The organism is Pseudoduganella sp. R-43, assembly GCF_049913255.1.
Classification (GTDB): domain Bacteria; phylum Pseudomonadota; class Gammaproteobacteria; order Burkholderiales; family Burkholderiaceae_D; genus Rugamonas.
Window position 1 is genome coordinate 5,159,072 of sequence record NZ_CP183988.1, and the last position, 17,360, is coordinate 5,176,431.

Below are 17,360 nucleotides of genomic sequence, written 5' to 3' on the forward strand. Positions count from 1 at the left end.
ATGTGAAGTGTTACGCGCAGGAATTTGACATTATAATACCTGCAATGGTTTTAACAGTCTGTAGCACAAATGCACTACACGCCGGGTAACGCCGCAGCGCCGTAAAATGCCCGAATGACCGAGATTGAACTCATGGAAACGCCCATCGCCGTCGCCATCGTCGAAGACGACCCTGATTTCAGCAGTGCGCTGCGCCAGGTGGTGCAGGACGCCCCCGACATGCGCCTGGCCGGCCATGCCGCCACCCTCGCAGACGGCCTGGCCATGCTGGCCGGACCTGCCGCCGACGTGCTGCTGGTCGACCTTGGCCTGCCGGATGGTTCAGGGATTGCCGTGATCCGCGCCGCAGCCCAGCGCTGGCCCGGCTGCAACATCATGGTGAGTACCAATTTCGGCGATGAGACCCATGTCATGCGCTCGATCGAAGCCGGGGCCGCGGGCTACCTGCTGAAAGACAGCTCGCCGTCGCGCATGGGCGACGAAATCCGCAGCCTGGCCAGTGGCGGCAGCCCAATCAGCCCCATCATCGCCCGCCAGGTGCTGGCGCGCTTCCGCAGCCCGGCCCCCGCTACCGCAGCCACGGCGGATGACGGCGCATCGCAGCTCTCGCAGCGCGAAAAGGAAGTCCTGGACTACATCACCAAAGGCTTCACCGTACCGGAAATTGCAGGCCTGATGCAGCTCTCGCACTTCACCGTGCGCACCTTCGTGCGTCGCATCTACAGCAAACTCAAGGTAACCTCCAAGGCCGAAGCAATCTACGAGGCCCGCAACCAGGGCCTGGTCTGATGAACACCCGAACCGCACGCCTTGCCGGCGGCCTGCTGGCAATCCTGTCCTGCGCCGTGCTGGTTGCTGCCGCCCTGCTCTACCTGGGCGGCGGCCATGCTGGCGATACACGCATCCACCTCACCCGCGCCAGCTGGCTGCAGCAAGAGGCAGAAGCCTTCACCACTCCACCGCAGTCCGTATCGAGCGCATTCCTGGCTGGAGAATGGCAAAGCGTAGAACTGCCTTTCCGCCCCCGCATTGCACTGCTGCGCCAGGCCGCATCCGGCCGCGCAGACGAACAGGCGCAGCATGTGAGGGTCAGTTGGATCAGGGTCGACGTGACAGGGCCGCAGCAAGGAGCGGAGGCCCTCGCTATCTACGGCGCCCGTATCAAGACCGACGGCACGGTGGCTGTCTACATCAATGGCCGCCTCGCGCATCGCTCGCAGCAGAACGGTCCGCTGTACAACAGCACTCGCACCCCGCTCTGGATTACGCTGGAACCCGGCCAGGCGCCGGTAAAGGAAATCCTGCTGCGGCTCGAACACACGCCGCGTTCGCAAGTTGCCCTCTCTTCGCTCTGGCTCGGGCCAGCAGATGTGCTGCGACAGGCCTTCCTGGTTCGCGAATGGGTACAAAAAGAGCTGCCTGCATTATTGAGTTCCGCCTTCATGGCGGTTGGCCTGTTCGCGCTGTTCGTCTGGTTCCGCCGGCCGCAGGACATCGCCTACCTGCTGTTCTTCAACCTCTCCGCCACCTGCTTCCTGCGCGGCCTGCATTTCTATGTGTCCCTGCCCATCGCCAACAACTGGTTCGCCTGGCTGACCGTCAATTCCCTGTTCTGGCTCGTGCTGGCGGTGCATTTCTTCCTGCGCCAATTACACCACCGGCCGCTGAAATGGCTGACCCGCAGCCTGGTTGGCATCACCGCGTTGATCGGCGTGCTCACCACGCCGGTGCTGGCAGTGCTGCCGAATATGCCGACCGTCACGCCGATGATCTATCCGGTAGCAGCCCTGATGTGCCTTATCGCCAGCTTTGTCGCCGGCTTCCTCTCGTGGAAGCACTCCAGCGAAGGCCGGCTGGTCGTGGTTGGCCTGCTGCTGTGCATCGGCATGGGGATGACCGACTGGCTGCTGCAAAATAACTTCATCAGCGTGGAAGGCTTCTACATGGGCGCCTACATGCCGGCGGTCTGTTTCGCTACGTTCGGCGTGCTGCTGTACCGGCGCTACGTATCGGCCATCGCCGAAGTGGAACAAGCAAACGTGCGTCTGGCCGAGCGCCTGAAAGCACGCGAAGCGGAACTGGAAGCGAGCCATCGCCGGCTGCGCGAAAGTGAACTGCGCCAGACCATCAGCGACGAACGCCAGCGCCTGATGCAGGACATGCACGACGGCCTCGGTTCATCGCTGATCGGCGCCATCCGTTCCGTCGAACATGGCAAGATCAGCGGCGACCGCGTCGCACCGATCCTGAAGGATTGCCTGGACGATCTCAAACTCACCATCGACTCGATGGAACCGGTCGATGCAGACTTGCTGTTGTTGCTGGCCACCCTGCGCTTCCGCCTTGAACCGCGCCTTGAAGGCTCGGGCGTGCGCCTGATTTGGGAAGTACGGGAGGTGCCGACTTTGGAGTGGCTGACGCCATCAAGCGCCCTGCACATCCTGCGCATTGTGCAGGAAAGCATAGCCAACATCCTGCGCCACACACGGGCGACCGAAATCCGCGTAGCGACCAGTGCGCATGAGGAAGGCATCCAAATTTCAATTGCCGACAATGGCGCAGGCTTCGACCTTGCCGCCGCACTTGCCAGCGGCTCGGGGCGCGGCCTGCAAAACCAGCAACGCCGCGCAGCAGCATTGAATGGCAGCGTAGTGTGGGACTCGAGAGCCGCGGGCACGACCTTCACCCTCTTGTTGCCGCTACAGGCGAATTAAACGTCAGTTCGTGTTCGGATACCCATGCCATTTCCCTCAGCTTAGCAAAGCCTAGTAATGGTAACGGCACGCGACAATGTACACACTGGTGCCTTCGACTGCATATACCAGACGGTGTTCACGGTCAATTCGGCGCGACCATAATCCCGTCAGGTTCCCCTTCAGCGGTTCGGGCTTGCCAATTCCCTCGAATGGGTCAGAAATGCAGGCATCAATAAGAGTGTTGATCTTTACCGCCAGCTTAGGGTTCTCCTGTTGCCAGTGGAGGTAGTCATCCCAGGCGTGTTCGGTAAATGCGACTGCGGATTTCTTGGCTTGATCTTTGTTACTTGCCTTTTTGTCCTTCATTCCGGATAAGCTCCCGTTTTCGCACCTTACCGGACTTCAACTGTTCGAATGATTCCAATAACCGGCTGGCGTTCTTCGGAGACCGAAGGAGGTACAGCGTCTCCTCGATGCTATTAAAGTCCGCCAAAGACAGCATCACGACCGGCTCACCGTTTTGACGGGTGATAACCGTTGGGCTGTGGTCATTGCATACATCATCCATCACAGCTTTCAGCCCGGCTCGCGCTTCGCTAAAAGTTAAGATGTTCATGCCATTTCACCCTTCTCGCTCGACGGCTCTTAAGCGTCAAGCCTCTCCTGGTAAATAAAAATCTCGATTTCCGGCAACCTGCCGGCCCGAAAACATTGTACTTAAATCGGTACAACAAGTATACGTTGTACCGATGTCCGTACCATATTTGAGCCTCATCCCAACTGTGCGGCACTCGCAATATTTTTTTGATAATGTTGCCGGCTTTTCACAGCTTACGTTGGATATGGCACAAGCCGCTCGTTTGTACGATCCCATTGGGCACAGTCCCACAATGAGCTGGCTGCTGACAGGCTTGCTGGCAGGTGCTGCAATTGCCGTGGCAGCAGTCGCCATCGTCGGCACCGGCGGTTTAGCTGCTGCCGCCGTTGTGGGCGGAATGGCCGCCGCAGGCGCTGGCGTGGGCGAGATGATGAGCACAATGAGCTGGGCGCCCAAAGAAGTGGTCGGCAAAATCATGCGCGCAGGCTCCGCCAATGTTTTCACCAACCGGCGACCAGCCGCCCGCGCCCACCTTGACTACGCCAAGTGCGAAAAACACACCGATAACGAAGTCATTGCCACCGGCAGCGGAACGGTTTTCATCAACGGCATGCCCGCCGCGCGGGAGTCCGACAAAACCAGCTGCAGTGCCGAAATCACCGAGGGTTCGAAGAACGTCAATATCGGCGGCGAGACGGTGCAGACCGACGAAATGCATGCAGAAGACCTGGTACCGACCTGGGTGCACGTCGGGCTGTTCGTCGTTGGCGCGGGGGCTGCGGTGGTATTGGGCGGGCCATTGCTGGCAGCTGGCGGCCTGGTTGGCGGACTTGCCGGCGGTTTTGGCGGCGGTTGGCTGGGCGGGAAAATCTTCGGCGAAGGCTCGGACGGTCAAAAGTGGTCGATGCTGGCCGGCAGCGTGTTGGGTGGAATCTTCGGTGCCAAAGGCGCTACCTGGGCTGGTGGCAAATTTACTTCGCCAAAAGCGCCGCCGAGCTCCGAACTTCTTAACCAGGCGGGCGGCAAGACCAGCGGCGGCAAGTTCCCCAAGAGCGAAGGTCTCGGCACCCACACCACCATGGCAGAATTGAAGGCGACCGGCCACCTGCCTGGCGAACACGGAGTAATCGTCACGGATAAAACCATTCGTTTTGGCGACGTGTACGAACTCGGTACGCTGGGCGGCCGCAAAGTTGAATTTGCGCTGGTGAGCGAACGCATAAACGGCAAACTTGTGAAGACCCTCTATAGCGGCGATGCGTGGAGCAGCCCGGTGCCAAAGAATGGACGTTTGATCGGCCACGTGCACCCTAACGAGATCAGCACGCAAAAGTGGCCGTCGCCGGCGGACATGGACATGATCAACGGCCGCTATTTTAAAGAGCTCCAGGTCAATCCCGATGCCCGCCCCGTCCCGACCAGGATATTCTGGGGGCCGGGCGATGCGGACAATACGGTGTACTATCCGGGCTTCTATAAAGACCCTGTTCCTAAAGTTGGAAACAAGCGATGAATGAAATGGAATTGAATGAGCGAGTAACGGAATTTCTCTTTGGTCGCGGCCAGACGCTCGATAGCTACTACATCGAGGTGACGCCCTATTCCGAGATGCTGTGCTACGTGAACGAAGAAGGCCGCGAGTTCGACTTGCCGATCAATGACGAGGAGCTGGCGCAAGCGGTCCTGCTGCGGCTACGAGAAATGGGCGTACGCATCGCCAAATACGGACCGTGACGCGACCGATTGAACTGCGTTGCTTACTCGTCGGCGCCATCTGGCAGAACGGCACGGAAAGTTATCTCAATTAGTTGCGGTGGAAACGCAAGGCGGCTGACGCCAATGAGATTGCTCGCGCATTGCGGAAGATCGATGCCATACATCTCTTTCCGCACCTTTCCCGCCACTGCGAACGCAGCATCTACATCCAGAACATAGAGCGTCTCTTCAACAACATTGTCCAGCGTAGCGCCGAATTCAGCCAACAGGGCGATTGCGTTCAAGTAGGTCTGCCGCATCTGTTGCTCCATACCGGAGAAATCGGTCGGCCTTCCGCTGGAATCAAGCGTTGCGGGTGCAACCAGAACGCCCTGGCTGTCATGACCGAGTTGGCCGGACACATATATCACGTCCTTTACTTTGACGGCCTGGCTGTAGCCGTAGATGCCTTCCCAGGCAACGCCGTGATTGGCGAATGTTTTCTTGAGGGTTTTACTCATCATGCTCCCATGGTTCGTTTCGGTTTCGAATGCCCGGAGGTTATTTGCACGAGCAAACGGGCCAATTTTCACAAAACGAACCTGTTTCCGCATCCCTAAAAAGAGTTACGGGATGTCGCGCTCCGCTAGCGCGTGAGAGTCAGCTACGATGCCAAAAAGGGGGCGAGGCCAAAGTTGAAGGGCCGTAGGACATCGCGGATATGAAAAAGGCCAACCATAGTGGTTGGCCTAAATCCTTGATTCTATTGGTCGGGGCGAGAAGATTCGAACTTCCGACCCCCTGCACCCCATGCAGGTACGCTACCAGGCTGCGCTACGCCCCGACTCGAGCCACAGATTATATCAGAGCAATTTGTGGTTTTGTCAAAGTTACCTCAAACTATACGAATGACGATCGAATCACAGCTGGCTGCGCGTGCGGCCGAACTCATTGATCAAGCCGATGGGCTGGTCATAGCTGCCGGTGCCGGCATTGGCGTGGACTCGGGTTTGCCGGATTTTCGTGGCAATGAGGGATTCTGGAAGGCCTACCCTGCCCTGGGACGGGCGCGGATGGAATTCACCAGCGTGGCGTCGCCGAGCACTTTCCGTGACGACCCGGCTTTGGCCTGGGGCTTTTACGGCCATCGCCTGAAGCTTTATCGTGAGACGGTGCCGCATGAAGGGTTCGCGCTGCTCAAGGCTTGGGGTGATGCGATGGACCACGGCAGCTTTGTCTTCACCAGCAATGTTGATGGCCAGTTCCAGAAGGCGGGCTTTGATCCGCGGGCCATTTATGAATGTCACGGCTCGATCCATCACCTGCAGTGCCTGGAGCCTTGCTGCGGCAAGATCTGGCCGGCGGACGGTTTCGCGCCGGATGTGGATGCCGATGCTTGCCGCCTGCGCAATGAGGCGCCCCGCTGCCCGGATTGCGGCGGGCTGGCGCGGCCGAACATCTTGATGTTTGGGGATTGGGGCTGGGTCGAGCACCGTAGCGGGATGCAGGCGGCGCGGCTGGAGGCGTGGCTGGAGAAGGTGCTTCGGCCGCTGGTCATTGAGCTGGGGGCGGGAACGGCGATTCCTTCGGTGCGGCATTTTGGCCATGGCGTGGTGCAGCGTGGCGGGCGTTTGGTGCGGATCAATCCGCGCGAGTTTGCGGTTGGTGGCGCGGCGGATGTGGGGATCGCGGCGGGGGCGTTGGAGGGGTTGCGGGCGATTGGCCGCGAAATTCAAAACCGGTAAACCGGGGTCAGACGGGACGGCCATCCGGCGAGGGTCTGATCCCGACTGCTCAGGTTTCTCGGCTTAGATGAACTTTACTGACAGGCTGGAGAGGCCTTCGATGCTGCCTGTCAGCGATTGGCCGCGCGTGACGGCGCCGACGCCTTCCGGGGTGCCGGTGAAAATCAGGTCGCCGGGTTCGAGGCGGAATAGCGTGGAGAGGTTGGCGATGGTTTCAGCTACCGACCAGATCATGTGGCCGGTGCTGCTGGACTGCTTGACCGTGCCGTCCAGCGCCAGTGCGATGGCGGCGCTTTCGACACCCGCTGCTTCGGCTGCGCGGCGCAATTCGCCCACTGGCGCGGAATAGTCGAAGGCCTTGCCTATCTCCCACGGACGGCCGGCATCCTTCATTTTTCCTTGCAGGTCGCGGCGCGTCATGTCCAGGCCGACGGCGTAGCCGAAAATGTGCTTTGGCGCGTCGACTACGGAGATATCGCTGCCGCCGGCGCCGATGGCCACCACCAGTTCGCACTCGTAGTGGTAATTGCTGGTTTGCGGAGGGTATGGCAATTCGACTACCGTGCCCGGCGCCACAGGCACCACGGCCGCAGCATCACCGGGTTTGCAGAAGAAGAACGGCGGTTCGCGGTCCGGGTCTGAGCCCATTTCGCGCGCGTGGCCGGCGTAATTGCGGCCCACGCAGTAGACGCGGCGTACCGGGAAGCGCTCGTCGGAACCGGCGATATGAAGCGCCGCAACCTGGTGCGGCGGGAATACGTAATTGGCCATTGCTTGAATCCTCAGGTGAAAAGGAGCGCGCGCAAGGCGACGCGGAACGATGCGACCAGCTCGGGGACCGGCAGCTCGGGATAATTCAGCACGCGTAGCTGCAAGCCTTGGTACAGGCAGATCACGGCCTGCATGCGGCCTTCGACGGTGGCGTCATCGGCAGCCAGGCCATGCTTCGCGCGGCCGGCTTTGAGCATCGCGAGGAAGCGTTCGCACATGCGGCGGTCGGCGCCCTGGCTCAAGGCGGCGATGGCAGGGTTGCGCGCACTTTCGGCGGCGATTTCCAGCGGCAGCGCCCAGTAGTCGGGGTCGAGGTTGTCGCGAATGCTCTGGTCGACGTCGTCAATGATCGCTTGCAGCGGGTCGGGCTGGCTGCCGATGTCGCTGATGATGCCAAGCACCCGCGTTTCGTTTTCTTCAACGAAGGCGGCAATGATGGCGTCCTTGCTGGCGAAATAGTTGTAGATATGGCCGGCGCTCATGCCGGCCGCTTTGGAAATCTCGGACATGCTCGCGCCGTGGAATCCGCTGCGGCGGAAACAGGTGGCGGCGGCGTCCAGTACCTGGCGGCGGCGGTTGGCGGCGCGCTCTGGGTCAATGTGGCGTTTTTCAGTCATAAGGCGTAACAATGGCCAAGGGAATGAACTTTGTCAAATTACAACGTGCTATGATGGAAAGGCAGTTACTTCATTCTTAAAGGAAAGAGTGATATGCCTTCCCGTACCTCTCGCTCGATTGAGATGCGGCCCGCCGAAGCGGGCGACCTGGCCTTCATGCAGCAGCTTTATTCCAGCACGCGCAGCGCCGAAGTTCGGATGGGAGCCTGTGACCTTGCCACCGAAACCCTGCTGCAAGGCTTGCAGTTCAAGGCGCAGCAAACCTGGTACGAAACCCAATACCCCAATGCCGACCTGGCCTTGATCATGGATCGCGAACGCCCGATCGGGCGCCTGTACGTCGATTACGGCCCGGACGAATTGCGCATCCTTGATATTTGCCTGCTACCCGAATACCGCAACCGCGGCATCGGGCTTGGCCTGCTGCGCAGCCTGCAGGCCCAGGGCGAGCGCCTGCGCCTGCCGGTGCGGCTCAACCTGGTGCTTGGCAGCCCGGCGCAGCGCCTGCTGCTGCGCTGCGGTTTCGACATACTGGCGGCGGACGGCAACTACAACATCATGGAGTGGATGCCGCCAGCCGGGATCGACTAGGCGCTGATCAGGCCCAGCCTCCAAGCACCTTGTACAGGGTGACCTGGTTGGTTGCTTTGGCCAGGCGCACGCTGATCAGGCTTTGCTGCGCGGCGTACAAGGCACGCTGCGACACCAGGGCATTCAGGTAAGACTCCGCTCCTTTCTGGTAGCGCGCTTCATGGATGCTGTAGCTGCGGCTTGCCGCTTCGGTCAGCGCTGCCTGCGATTCCACCCGCTCGTCCAGCGTGCCGCGCTGAGCCAGCGCGTCGGCTACTTCACGGAAGGCCGACTGGATGGCCTTTTCATAGCGCGCCACGGCGATGCCGTTGTCCGCCTTGGCGATATCCAACCTTGCCTTGTTAGCGCCGCTGTCAAAGAGTGGCAGCGTCAGTTGCGGCAGGAAGGTCCAGGCTCCGGTACCCGCCTTGAACAAATTACCCAGGCTGCTGCTTGCGCTGCCTGCCGTCCCGGTCAGCGTAATGCTCGGGAAGAAGGCTGCACGCGCCACGCCGATATTGGCGTTGGCTGCCTTCAGCGAGGCTTCCGCTTCCAGCACGTCCGGACGTTGCAGCAGCACGGAGGACGGCACGCCTTCAGGTAGTTCGGCCAGCGTGGTCACCGACGTCGGCAAAGCTTGCGGAAGCAGGCTTGCCGGCACTTGGGTACCGACCAGCAGGGCCAGCGCGTTCTCGCCGGCCGCTACCTGGGCGGTATACAGGGCCATGTCGTTGCGCGCGGCTTCGACACTGGTTTGTGCTTCGTACATGTCGAGACCCGAAGTGGCGCCGGATTCGAAACGGCGTTTGCTCAGCTCATAAGTAATCTGCTGGCTTTTCAGCGTGTCCTGCGCCAGCAGCAGGCGCTCCTTGTCGGCAGCCAGGCCAAGCCAGGTGGTGGCCACTTCGGCCACCAGGCTAAGGCGCTGGGCGCGCTGTGCTTCCTGCGTGCCGAGGTAGGCCTGCAGGCCAGCTTCCGACGTGTTGCGCAGCTTGCCGAACAGGTCCAGCTCGTAGGCTGGAATTGCCAGGCCGCCGGTGTATTGGCGGTTGATGTCGCCGCCCGGCGCACGGGAGGCGCTCTGGCCTACCTGCGCATTCACCTTGGGCAGTTGAGCGGAACGGTCGATGCCGTACTGCGCCCTCGCCTTCTCGATGTTCAGCGCCGACACGCGCAGGTCGCGGTTGTTCTTCAGCGCCAGCTCAACGACTTCGCGCAGTTGCTGGTCGCCGATGAAGTCCTGCCAGGCGATTTCGCTGGCTGGCTTGGCATCGGCCGCTGTCTTTGCAGGCTTGTAGGCCTCGCCCTGCGGCCAGGCCGCAGCTACCGGCGAGTCCGGGCGTTGGTAAGTCGGCGCCAGGCTGCAGCCGGCCAGCAGGGCTGCCGCTGCGAGGGTCAGAATGGTCTTGTTCATATCAGTTCGCCTCCAAAGCGAGGGTGGCCGGTGCGGCGGAAGCCTTGCGGCTTACCCATGCGCGCACCACCACGAAGAACACCGGCACGAAGAAGATGCCGAGGAAAGTAGCCGTCAGCATGCCGCCCAGCACGCCCACACCGATCGCGTTCTGGCTGCCGGAACCGGCGCCGCTCGAAATGGCCAGCGGCAGCACGCCAAGGCCGAAGGCGATGGACGTCATCAGGATCGGACGCAGGCGCAGCTTGACTGCCTGCAGCGTGGCTTCACGCAGTTCGATGCCCTTTTCCTGCAGTTCCTTGGCAAATTCCACGATCAGGATCGCGTTCTTCGCCGACAGGCCGACCACGGTCAGCAAGCCGACCTGGAAGTACACGTCGTTCGACAGGTGGAAGCCCCAGGTCGCCAGCACGGTACCGATCACGCCCAGCGGCACCACCAGCAGCACCGAGAACGGCACCGACCAGCTTTCATACAGCGCGGCCAGGCACAGGAATACGATCAGCACGGAGATGGTGTACAGCACCGTGGTCTGCGAGCCGGAATCGCGTTCTTCGACCGACAGGCCGGTCCACTCGAAGCCGATACCGGCCGGCAGCTGCGCCACCAGCTTTTCCATTTCAGCCATCGCCACGCCGGAGCTGACGCCTGGCGCCGGCATGCCCTGCACGTTCATCGACGAGACGCCGTTATAACGTTCCAGTCGCGGCGAAGCGTAAATCCAGCGGCCGGTGGCGAAGGCGGAGAACGGCACCATCTCGCCTTGCGCATTGCGCACAAACCACTTGTTCAGGTCTTCCGGCGCCATGCGCGATTCCGGCGAGCCTTGCAGGTAGACGCGCTTGACGCGGCCACGGTCGACGAAGTCGTTCACGTACGACGAACCCCAGCCTACGCTCAGCACCTTGTTCACGTCGGCCACGGTCAGGCCCAGCGCGGTAGCTTTCTGCTGGTCGATATCGAGCTTGAATTGCGGCGTATCTTCCTGGCCGTTCGGACGCACCGCCATCAGCAGCGGGTTCTTGGCGGCCATGCCGAGCAGCTGGTTACGCGCAGCCATCAATGCTTCGTGTCCAAGGCCCCCTTGGTCCTGCAGTTGCAGGTCGAAGCCGCTGGCATTACCCAGTTCCATCACGGCTGGCGGAGCAAAGGCAAACACCATGGCTTCGCGGATTTGCGAGAAGGCGCCCATGGCACGGCCAGCCACAGCTTTTACGCTCAGGTCCGGGCTCTTGCGCTCGGACCAGTCTTTCAGCCGCACGAAGGCCAGGCCGGCGTTCTGGCCGTTACCGGCAAACGAGAAGCCTGCCACGGTGAACACGGATGCCACGGAGGCCTTTTCATCCTCCATGAAATGGTGCTCCAGCTTTTCCAGCACTTTCAGGGTGCGTTGCTGGGTGGCGCCGGTTGGCAGCTGCACCATCGAGAACAGGATGCCCTGGTCTTCTTCCGGCAGGAAGGAAGTCGGCAAGCGCATGAACGATACCGCCAGCACGGCCAGCAACGCACCATACACCACCAGCGAACGACCGCTGCGGTTGATCATCTTGCCGACCCAGCCCTGGTACTTGGTGCTGCTGCGGTCGAAACTGCGGTTGAACCAGCCGAAGAAGCCCTTTTCCGACACGTGTGCGCCAGGTTTCAAGAAGGTCGCGCACAGCGCAGGCGTGAACACCATGGCCACCAGCACCGAAAGCACCATCGCGGAAACGATGGTCACCGAGAACTGGCGATAAATTACGCCGGTCGAACCGCCGAAGAAGGCCATCGGCACGAACACGGCGGACAGCACCATGGCAATACCTACCAGCGCGCCGGAGATCTGGCCCATCGATTTCCTGGTCGCCTCTTTAGGCGACAGGCCCTCCTCCGTCATCACGCGCTCGACGTTCTCCACCACCACGATCGCGTCGTCCACCAGCAGGCCGATGGCCAGCACCATGGCGAACATGGTCAGCGTGTTGATCGAATACCCCAGCGAGAACAGCACGGCGAAGGTACCCAGCAGCACGACCGGAACGGCCAGCGTAGGAATCAGGGTGGCGCGGAAATTCTGCAGGAACAGGTACATCACGATGAACACCAGGATCACCGCTTCCACCAAGGTCTTGACCACTTCTTCGATGGACAGCTTGACGAAAGGCGTGGTGTCGAATGCCACCACGGCCTTCATCCCTTGCGGGAACTGCTTGCCCATTACTTCGATCTTCTTCTTCACCAGATCGGCGGTGTCCAGCGCGTTGGCGCCGGTCGCCAGCTTGATCGCCACGCCCACCGCAGGTGCGCCGTTGTAGCGCGCCACGGTGTTGTAGTTTTCGTTGCCCAGCTCAATGCGAGCCACGTCGCGCAGGTGCACGGTGGCGCCGCTGGCCGTGGTCTTTAACAGGATGGCGCCGAATTGTTCCGGCGTTTGCAAACGGCTCTGGGCCGTCACCGTGGCGTTCAACTGCTGGTCCGGCACGGCTGGCGCGCCGCCCAGTTCACCGGCGGACACTTCCGCGTTTTGCGCCTGAATGGCCGCGCTCACGTCAGCAGGCGTGAGCTGGAAGCCCTGCAGCTTTTGCGGGTCCAGCCAGATGCGCATCGCGTACTGGGAGCCGAACAGTGTCACATCGCCCACGCCCTGCACTCGGCTCAGGGGATCGATCACGTTGGCAGCCACGTAGTCGCCCAGATCGGAATTCTTCATTTTGCCGTCTTCGGAAATGAAGCCGAGCACCATCATGAAGTTGCGGGTTGCTTTCGACACCACCAGGCCTTGCTGGGTAACAGCGCTAGGCAGCAGCGGCGTAGCCAGCTGCAGCTTGTTCTGTACCTGCACCTGGGCGATGTCCGGGTTGGTGCCGCTGTTGAAGGTCAGCGTGATATTGATGCCGCCGGTCGAATCGCTGTTCGACGACATGTAGCGCAAGCCGTCGATACCCTTCATCTTCTGTTCGATGACCTGGGTCACGGCATCTTCGACCGTCTTGGCCGATGCGCCCGGATAGGAACCGGTGATCGAGATCGATGGCGGCGCAATGCTTGGATACTGCGCAATGGGCAGGCCCTTGATCGCCATCACACCCGCCAGCATCACAACGATGGCGAGCACCCAGGCGAAAATGGGCCGGTCGATAAAGAAACGAGACATGATGAAAACCTCCGCTTAGCGCACCGCGACAGCAGGCTTGTCGGCAGCCGCAGTCGTGGCGGTACCGGAGGTGTTCTTTGCCACCACGGCGCTCGTCGCATGCGCCTCGCCACCAGGCTTCACTTTCTGCAGGCCTTCGACGATGACGCGATCGCCGGCAACCAGGCCGGATTTCACCAGCCATTTATCGCCGATGGTGCCGCCGGTTTGCAGCACGCGCTGTTCAACCTTGCCTTCCTTGTTCAGTACCAAGGCCGTAGCTTCGCCTTTCGGGTTGCGGGTCACGCCCATTAGCGGCACGGCGATGGCTTGCTCGCTGACGCCCGTTTCCAGCACGGCACGCACGAACATGCCAGGCAGCAGGTCATGCTTCGGATTAGGGAACAATGCGCGCAGGGTCACGTTGCCGGTGCCCGGATCAACACTGACGTCGGAAAACTGCAGCTTGCCCGGCAGCGCGTACTTGCTGCCATCTGCAAGCAGCAGCGTCACCGCCGCCTGGCCGTCGCCTTTCTTGAGCGAGCCGCTTTCCATTTCGCGCTTCAGGCGCAGCAGTTCCTCACTGGACTGAGTCACGTCAACATAGATCGGGTCCAATTGCTGCACGGTGGTCAGCGCAGTGGCCTGGCCGGCAGTTACCAGCGCCCCCGGCGTCACATTGGATCGGCTGATGCGGCCGGAGATCGGCGATGCCACCTTGGTGTAATCCACGTTGATGCGGGCCGAATCGACGGCGGCTTGTGCCGCCTCCACTTCGGCCTTGGCCTGTTCGTGGGCGGCGACGGCATCGTCGTAATCCTGGCGGCTCACGCCTTCGATTGCCACCAGCTCCTTATAGCGGGCGACTTTCGGCGTGGCGGCAGCCAGGTTGGCTTTGGCCTTGGCCAGGTTGGCCTTGGCGGAATTGAAGGCAGCTTCATAGGTTGCGGCATCGATCTGGTAAAGCTGGACGCCGGCCTTGACGTCGGCGCCTTCAGTGAACAGGCGCTTCTGGATCAGGCCACCCACCTGTGGACGCACCTCAGCGACTTGGTAGGCAGCGGTGCGGCCCGGCAGCTCGGTGCTCATGGCCAGCGCTTGCGGGGCCACGGTGAAGACCGCGACTTCCGGCGCCTGCTGGGCGCCCCCTTGGGCTGGACCGGCCTGTTTGCCGCCGCAGCCGGCGACCATTGCGGCTACTGCGGCAGCAGCACCCAGCAGCATGAAATTCTTTTGCATGTTTTTCATCTTTTTTCCCGAAAGACTTAGAATGAACGATCATTCTAACACAAATCAAAAAATTGACCAGCGGGTCAGTAATTAGCACTTTGCCGAAGATCAATGTCGACATCTTTTACGCGTGCAAACATGAGCTACCGCATTGACCAAGCCATGGGAGCAAAAAAGTGGACAACGCCCTGCTCAGCTTCTTCCGGCAAGACAAAGACCTGCTTTCAGACGATCGCCCCCTTCGCCTACGCCTGGCCCACAGCACGCAGATGCTGGAAGATGTCCTGCTGCCGCAATGCATAGACGGCAGCGAGTCTATTTGCGGGGGCCTTGAATTCCGCATCTTCTGCGTCTCCCTCGATGCCTATATCCCGTTGAAAGAACTGATCGCTCTACCCGTGGCGGTAGACATCGTCACCGATCGTGGAGACTTGCGCAGCATTTGCGGCATCGTCACGGAAGCGCGCGCCGGAGACAGCGACGGCGGACTGGCCAGCTATCAGATTGTGCTGCGCGATGCGTTATCCATCATGGAAAAACGCACCAACACCCGCGTGTTCCGCAACAAGAACGAAGTGGAAATCGTGCAGCACATTCTCGACGAATGGATCCATACCAATCCAATCATAGGCACCTGCTTCAGGTATGAACTGGACGAAATTCTCGCGAATGCCAATTACCCGCAGCGTGAATTCACCATGCAATACAACGAGTCGGATGCCGCGTTCATACGGCGCATGCTCAAGCGGCGCGGTGTGGCATGGTTCTTCCGTCCGGACCAAGGAAACCATCCGTCCCATACGATGGTGTTATTCAATGACTCTAACGGCCTCCAGCCGAATAGCGCCGGCGTCGTTCGCTATCACCGCGATGCCGCAACCGAAGATCGCGACACGATCACGTCTTGGTGCGCAAGCCGCACCCTGCAACCATCCAAAGTCACGCGCTACAGTTGGGACTATAAGCAGCCTGGTAATGCGGATTATCAGACGGCCACAGCCGACAGCAACATGAAGCATGGGGAGACAGCGTACGAATTGTCCGCTACGCTGGACGACTATCAGGTGCTGTCACCGCATGCGGGTAGCGACTACGACGACCTCTGCCAGCTAGGCCAGTTGGCAATCGACCGCCACGATTATGAATCCAAATGCTTCCGCGGTGCAGGCAGCGTCCGCGACCTTTGCGCGGGCGAATACTTTTCCTTGGAAGGGCATCCTGAGATAGATGCGCACTCCGGTCCTGACTGCGAATTTGTGATTACGTCCTTACATCTCGCAATTTCGAACAACCTGTCGCAAGGGTTGACAGAGCGGATGCAACGCCTGCTTTCTCGCAACCAGTGGATGCAACGCGTAAATTGCCAAGACCCTGGCGACGAACAGTCCAACACTCACATCAGGGTCAGTTTCGACGCAGTCCGGCGCGGCATCCCTATCGTTCCGTCGTACGACGCGCGTACTGAACTCCCCAACATACCAATTCAGAGCGCCGTTGTCGTCGGGCGAGACGGCGAAGAGGTACATTGCGATGAACTGGGCCGGGTAAAGGTACGGTTCCGCACAACGAGAACTGCTGATCATCAGCATGCACAAGGTGCAGGTGCTGCGGAGACCGATATGGACTCCGCCTGGGTACGCGTCGCCAGCAGTTGGGCTGGCAACGGGCCAGGTTCTCAACTCCAATGCGGCTATCTAGGGCTTCCCAGGGTTGGCACCGAAGTACTGGTCGCTTTCATTGGCGCTGATCCGGATAAGCCGGTCATAGTTGGGCAGCTGTTCAATCAACGGGGGCTGCCGCCCGCCATGAGTCGCGCAGACGGCCTGCCGACAAATCGATACATGTCTGGCATCCGCAGCCGCGAGATTTTCGGAAGCAGAGGGAGCCAGCTTCGTTTCGATGACACCGCAAATGAAATCAGCGCGCAACTGGCAAGCGACCATGGCGGCAGCCAATTGAATCTGGGCTTCCTTACGTCCGACAGGGCTGGCGGGTCTGGTGACCCGCGTGGCGAAGGCGCTGAACTAAGGAGCGAACAGGCTATTTCCATCCGGGGCGAAGCGGGGGTTTTGATTGCCGCCAATTGCTTCACTGGTCCCAAAAAAGAACTCCTGGACAGAGAGCGTCTTCAAGGAATAGCCATCCTTGCCAAGAACGTTTCGTCTCACCTTACATTAGTTGCTGACGCACATTCTGAAGATCACGGCGATAACGCCTCGCTCAATGCCTTAACCGACAAGCTGGAGAGTTGGAAAGCGAACGGAGGCGCGCCGCTGGTGGCGATATCCGGTGCAGAGGGAATCATCGCCGGCAGCTCGGAAGCAATAGCACTCGCTGCTCAAACCGACCTGTTTGCCAACAGCGTCGGAAACACCAACATTGGTGCTGGTGGAAGCCTCTTTGCCAGGGCCGCCAAGGGGATCAATGTGCTGGCATGCAAACTCGGAATGAAGCTGATCGCAGCAAGCGGCGACATAAAAATCGAATCGCACGATGGCAGCATCGTGATCGCATCTTCCAAGGCCATCAAGCTGGTCGCAAATGATGGAATTGAATTGCACTCTCCGAAGATCAAGATGGTCGCTCAGGGAACCCAGATCGATTGCGATGGCGGGAAGATTATCCAGCAAAGTACCGGCGCGCATACGATCAAGTCCTCGAAATTCGAACACCTCAACGGCGGCGATGGAAGTCCCGAGAGCATGCAGGTCCCCTCTGCCGAGTCCGAGCACGACCAGCAAGTTGTGATTACCGACCTCCGATCTGCCCGCCCACTCGCGGAAAGGCGGTACCGAATCGAGCTCGAAGACGGCAAGGTAATTGAAGGAAGGACTGACGCTAGTGGGTTAACGGAACGGTTCTCCACGAAGACCGCGTTCGCGAAATACTCGATCGAACTTCTCGACTAGGTG

General features: G+C 60.4%; 15 protein-coding genes and 1 tRNA gene. 7 read left to right on the forward strand and 9 right to left on the reverse strand.

Annotation, left to right across the window (positions count from 1 at the left end; all coding sequences use genetic code 11):
• Positions 1–114 precede the first annotated feature (114 nt).
• Positions 115–789, forward strand: coding sequence for a response regulator transcription factor (locus ACN9M3_RS23465; RefSeq protein WP_426163239.1), 675 nt, complete (start codon positions 115–117; stop codon positions 787–789).
• A complete protein-coding gene (locus ACN9M3_RS23470) occupies positions 789–2,714 on the forward strand; it encodes an ATP-binding protein (RefSeq protein WP_426318777.1) in 1,926 nt (641 codons plus the stop codon). The genes ACN9M3_RS23465 and ACN9M3_RS23470 overlap by 1 nt, the downstream gene beginning before the upstream one ends.
• Positions 2,715–2,765: 51 nt before the next feature.
• Here ACN9M3_RS23470 and ACN9M3_RS23475 read toward each other — a convergent pair whose 3' ends face one another.
• Both ACN9M3_RS23475 and ACN9M3_RS23480 read right to left on the reverse strand, forming a co-directional pair.
• Positions 2,766–3,062 carry a Txe/YoeB family addiction module toxin gene (locus ACN9M3_RS23475; RefSeq protein WP_426163243.1) on the reverse strand — a complete coding sequence of 99 codons (297 nt, stop codon included), beginning with the start codon at positions 3,060–3,062 and terminating at the stop codon, positions 2,766–2,768.
• Positions 3,040–3,312 carry a type II toxin-antitoxin system Phd/YefM family antitoxin gene (locus tag ACN9M3_RS23480; RefSeq protein ID WP_426163245.1) on the reverse strand — a complete coding sequence of 91 codons (273 nt, stop codon included), beginning with the start codon at positions 3,310–3,312 and terminating at the stop codon, positions 3,040–3,042. The genes ACN9M3_RS23475 and ACN9M3_RS23480 overlap by 23 nt, the downstream gene beginning before the upstream one ends.
• 148 nt (positions 3,313–3,460) lie before the next feature.
• Between ACN9M3_RS23480 and ACN9M3_RS23485 the strand changes: the two genes are divergently transcribed.
• Together ACN9M3_RS23485 and ACN9M3_RS23490 are read left to right on the forward strand one after the other, a co-directional pair.
• Positions 3,461–4,807, forward strand: a complete 1,347-nt coding sequence (locus tag ACN9M3_RS23485) for a PAAR domain-containing protein (RefSeq protein ID WP_426163247.1) — start codon at positions 3,461–3,463, stop codon at positions 4,805–4,807.
• The gene (locus ACN9M3_RS23490; protein ID WP_426163250.1) at positions 4,804–5,028 is read left to right on the forward strand and encodes a hypothetical protein; all 225 of its coding nucleotides are present in this window, start codon (positions 4,804–4,806) and stop codon (positions 5,026–5,028) included. The genes ACN9M3_RS23485 and ACN9M3_RS23490 overlap by 4 nt, the downstream gene beginning before the upstream one ends.
• Positions 5,029–5,051: 23 nt before the next feature.
• Here ACN9M3_RS23490 and ACN9M3_RS23495 read toward each other — a convergent pair whose 3' ends face one another.
• Entirely contained in the window at positions 5,052–5,513 is a 462-nt protein-coding gene (locus tag ACN9M3_RS23495) for a RidA family protein (RefSeq protein ID WP_426163252.1), read from the reverse strand.
• Positions 5,514–5,756: 243 nt separating this feature from the next.
• A tRNA-Pro gene (locus ACN9M3_RS23500) sits at positions 5,757–5,833 on the reverse strand.
• A 64-nt stretch (positions 5,834–5,897) separates the two neighbouring features.
• Here ACN9M3_RS23500 and ACN9M3_RS23505 point away from each other — a divergent pair.
• On the forward strand, positions 5,898–6,734 hold the full coding sequence (locus ACN9M3_RS23505; protein WP_426318778.1) for an SIR2 family NAD-dependent protein deacylase: 837 nt from the start codon (positions 5,898–5,900) through the stop codon (positions 6,732–6,734).
• A gap of 63 nt (positions 6,735–6,797) precedes the next feature.
• Here the strand turns inward: ACN9M3_RS23505 and ACN9M3_RS23510 are convergent, their stop codons facing one another.
• Complete coding sequence (locus ACN9M3_RS23510) at positions 6,798–7,505, reverse strand: fumarylacetoacetate hydrolase family protein (RefSeq protein WP_426318779.1); 708 nt, start codon at positions 7,503–7,505, stop codon at positions 6,798–6,800.
• An 11-nt stretch (positions 7,506–7,516) separates the two neighbouring features.
• Positions 7,517–8,122 carry a TetR/AcrR family transcriptional regulator gene (locus ACN9M3_RS23515; RefSeq protein WP_426318780.1) on the reverse strand — a complete coding sequence of 202 codons (606 nt, stop codon included), beginning with the start codon at positions 8,120–8,122 and terminating at the stop codon, positions 7,517–7,519.
• 93 nt (positions 8,123–8,215) lie between these two features.
• Between ACN9M3_RS23515 and ACN9M3_RS23520 the strand changes: the two genes are divergently transcribed.
• On the forward strand, positions 8,216–8,713 hold the full coding sequence (locus ACN9M3_RS23520) for a GNAT family N-acetyltransferase (RefSeq protein WP_426163260.1): 498 nt from the start codon (positions 8,216–8,218) through the stop codon (positions 8,711–8,713).
• A gap of 7 nt (positions 8,714–8,720) precedes the next feature.
• Here ACN9M3_RS23520 and ACN9M3_RS23525 read toward each other — a convergent pair whose 3' ends face one another.
• Genes ACN9M3_RS23525 through ACN9M3_RS23535 form a run of 3 tightly spaced genes read right to left on the reverse strand, consistent with a single transcriptional unit; the run spans position 8,721 to position 14,457 of the window.
• Positions 8,721–10,106, reverse strand: a complete 1,386-nt coding sequence (locus ACN9M3_RS23525; protein ID WP_426163262.1) for an efflux transporter outer membrane subunit — start codon at positions 10,104–10,106, stop codon at positions 8,721–8,723.
• A 1-nt stretch (position 10,107) separates the two neighbouring features.
• Entirely contained in the window at positions 10,108–13,239 is a 3,132-nt protein-coding gene (locus tag ACN9M3_RS23530) for an efflux RND transporter permease subunit (RefSeq protein ID WP_426163264.1), read from the reverse strand.
• A gap of 15 nt (positions 13,240–13,254) precedes the next feature.
• Complete coding sequence (locus ACN9M3_RS23535; RefSeq protein ID WP_426323841.1) at positions 13,255–14,457, reverse strand: efflux RND transporter periplasmic adaptor subunit; 1,203 nt, start codon at positions 14,455–14,457, stop codon at positions 13,255–13,257.
• A 167-nt stretch (positions 14,458–14,624) separates the two neighbouring features.
• On the opposite strand from ACN9M3_RS23535, the gene ACN9M3_RS23540 reads away from it, so the two are divergent.
• The gene (locus tag ACN9M3_RS23540) at positions 14,625–17,357 is read left to right on the forward strand and encodes a type VI secretion system Vgr family protein (protein ID WP_426318781.1); all 2,733 of its coding nucleotides are present in this window, start codon (positions 14,625–14,627) and stop codon (positions 17,355–17,357) included.
• Positions 17,358–17,360: the final 3 nt, after the last annotated feature.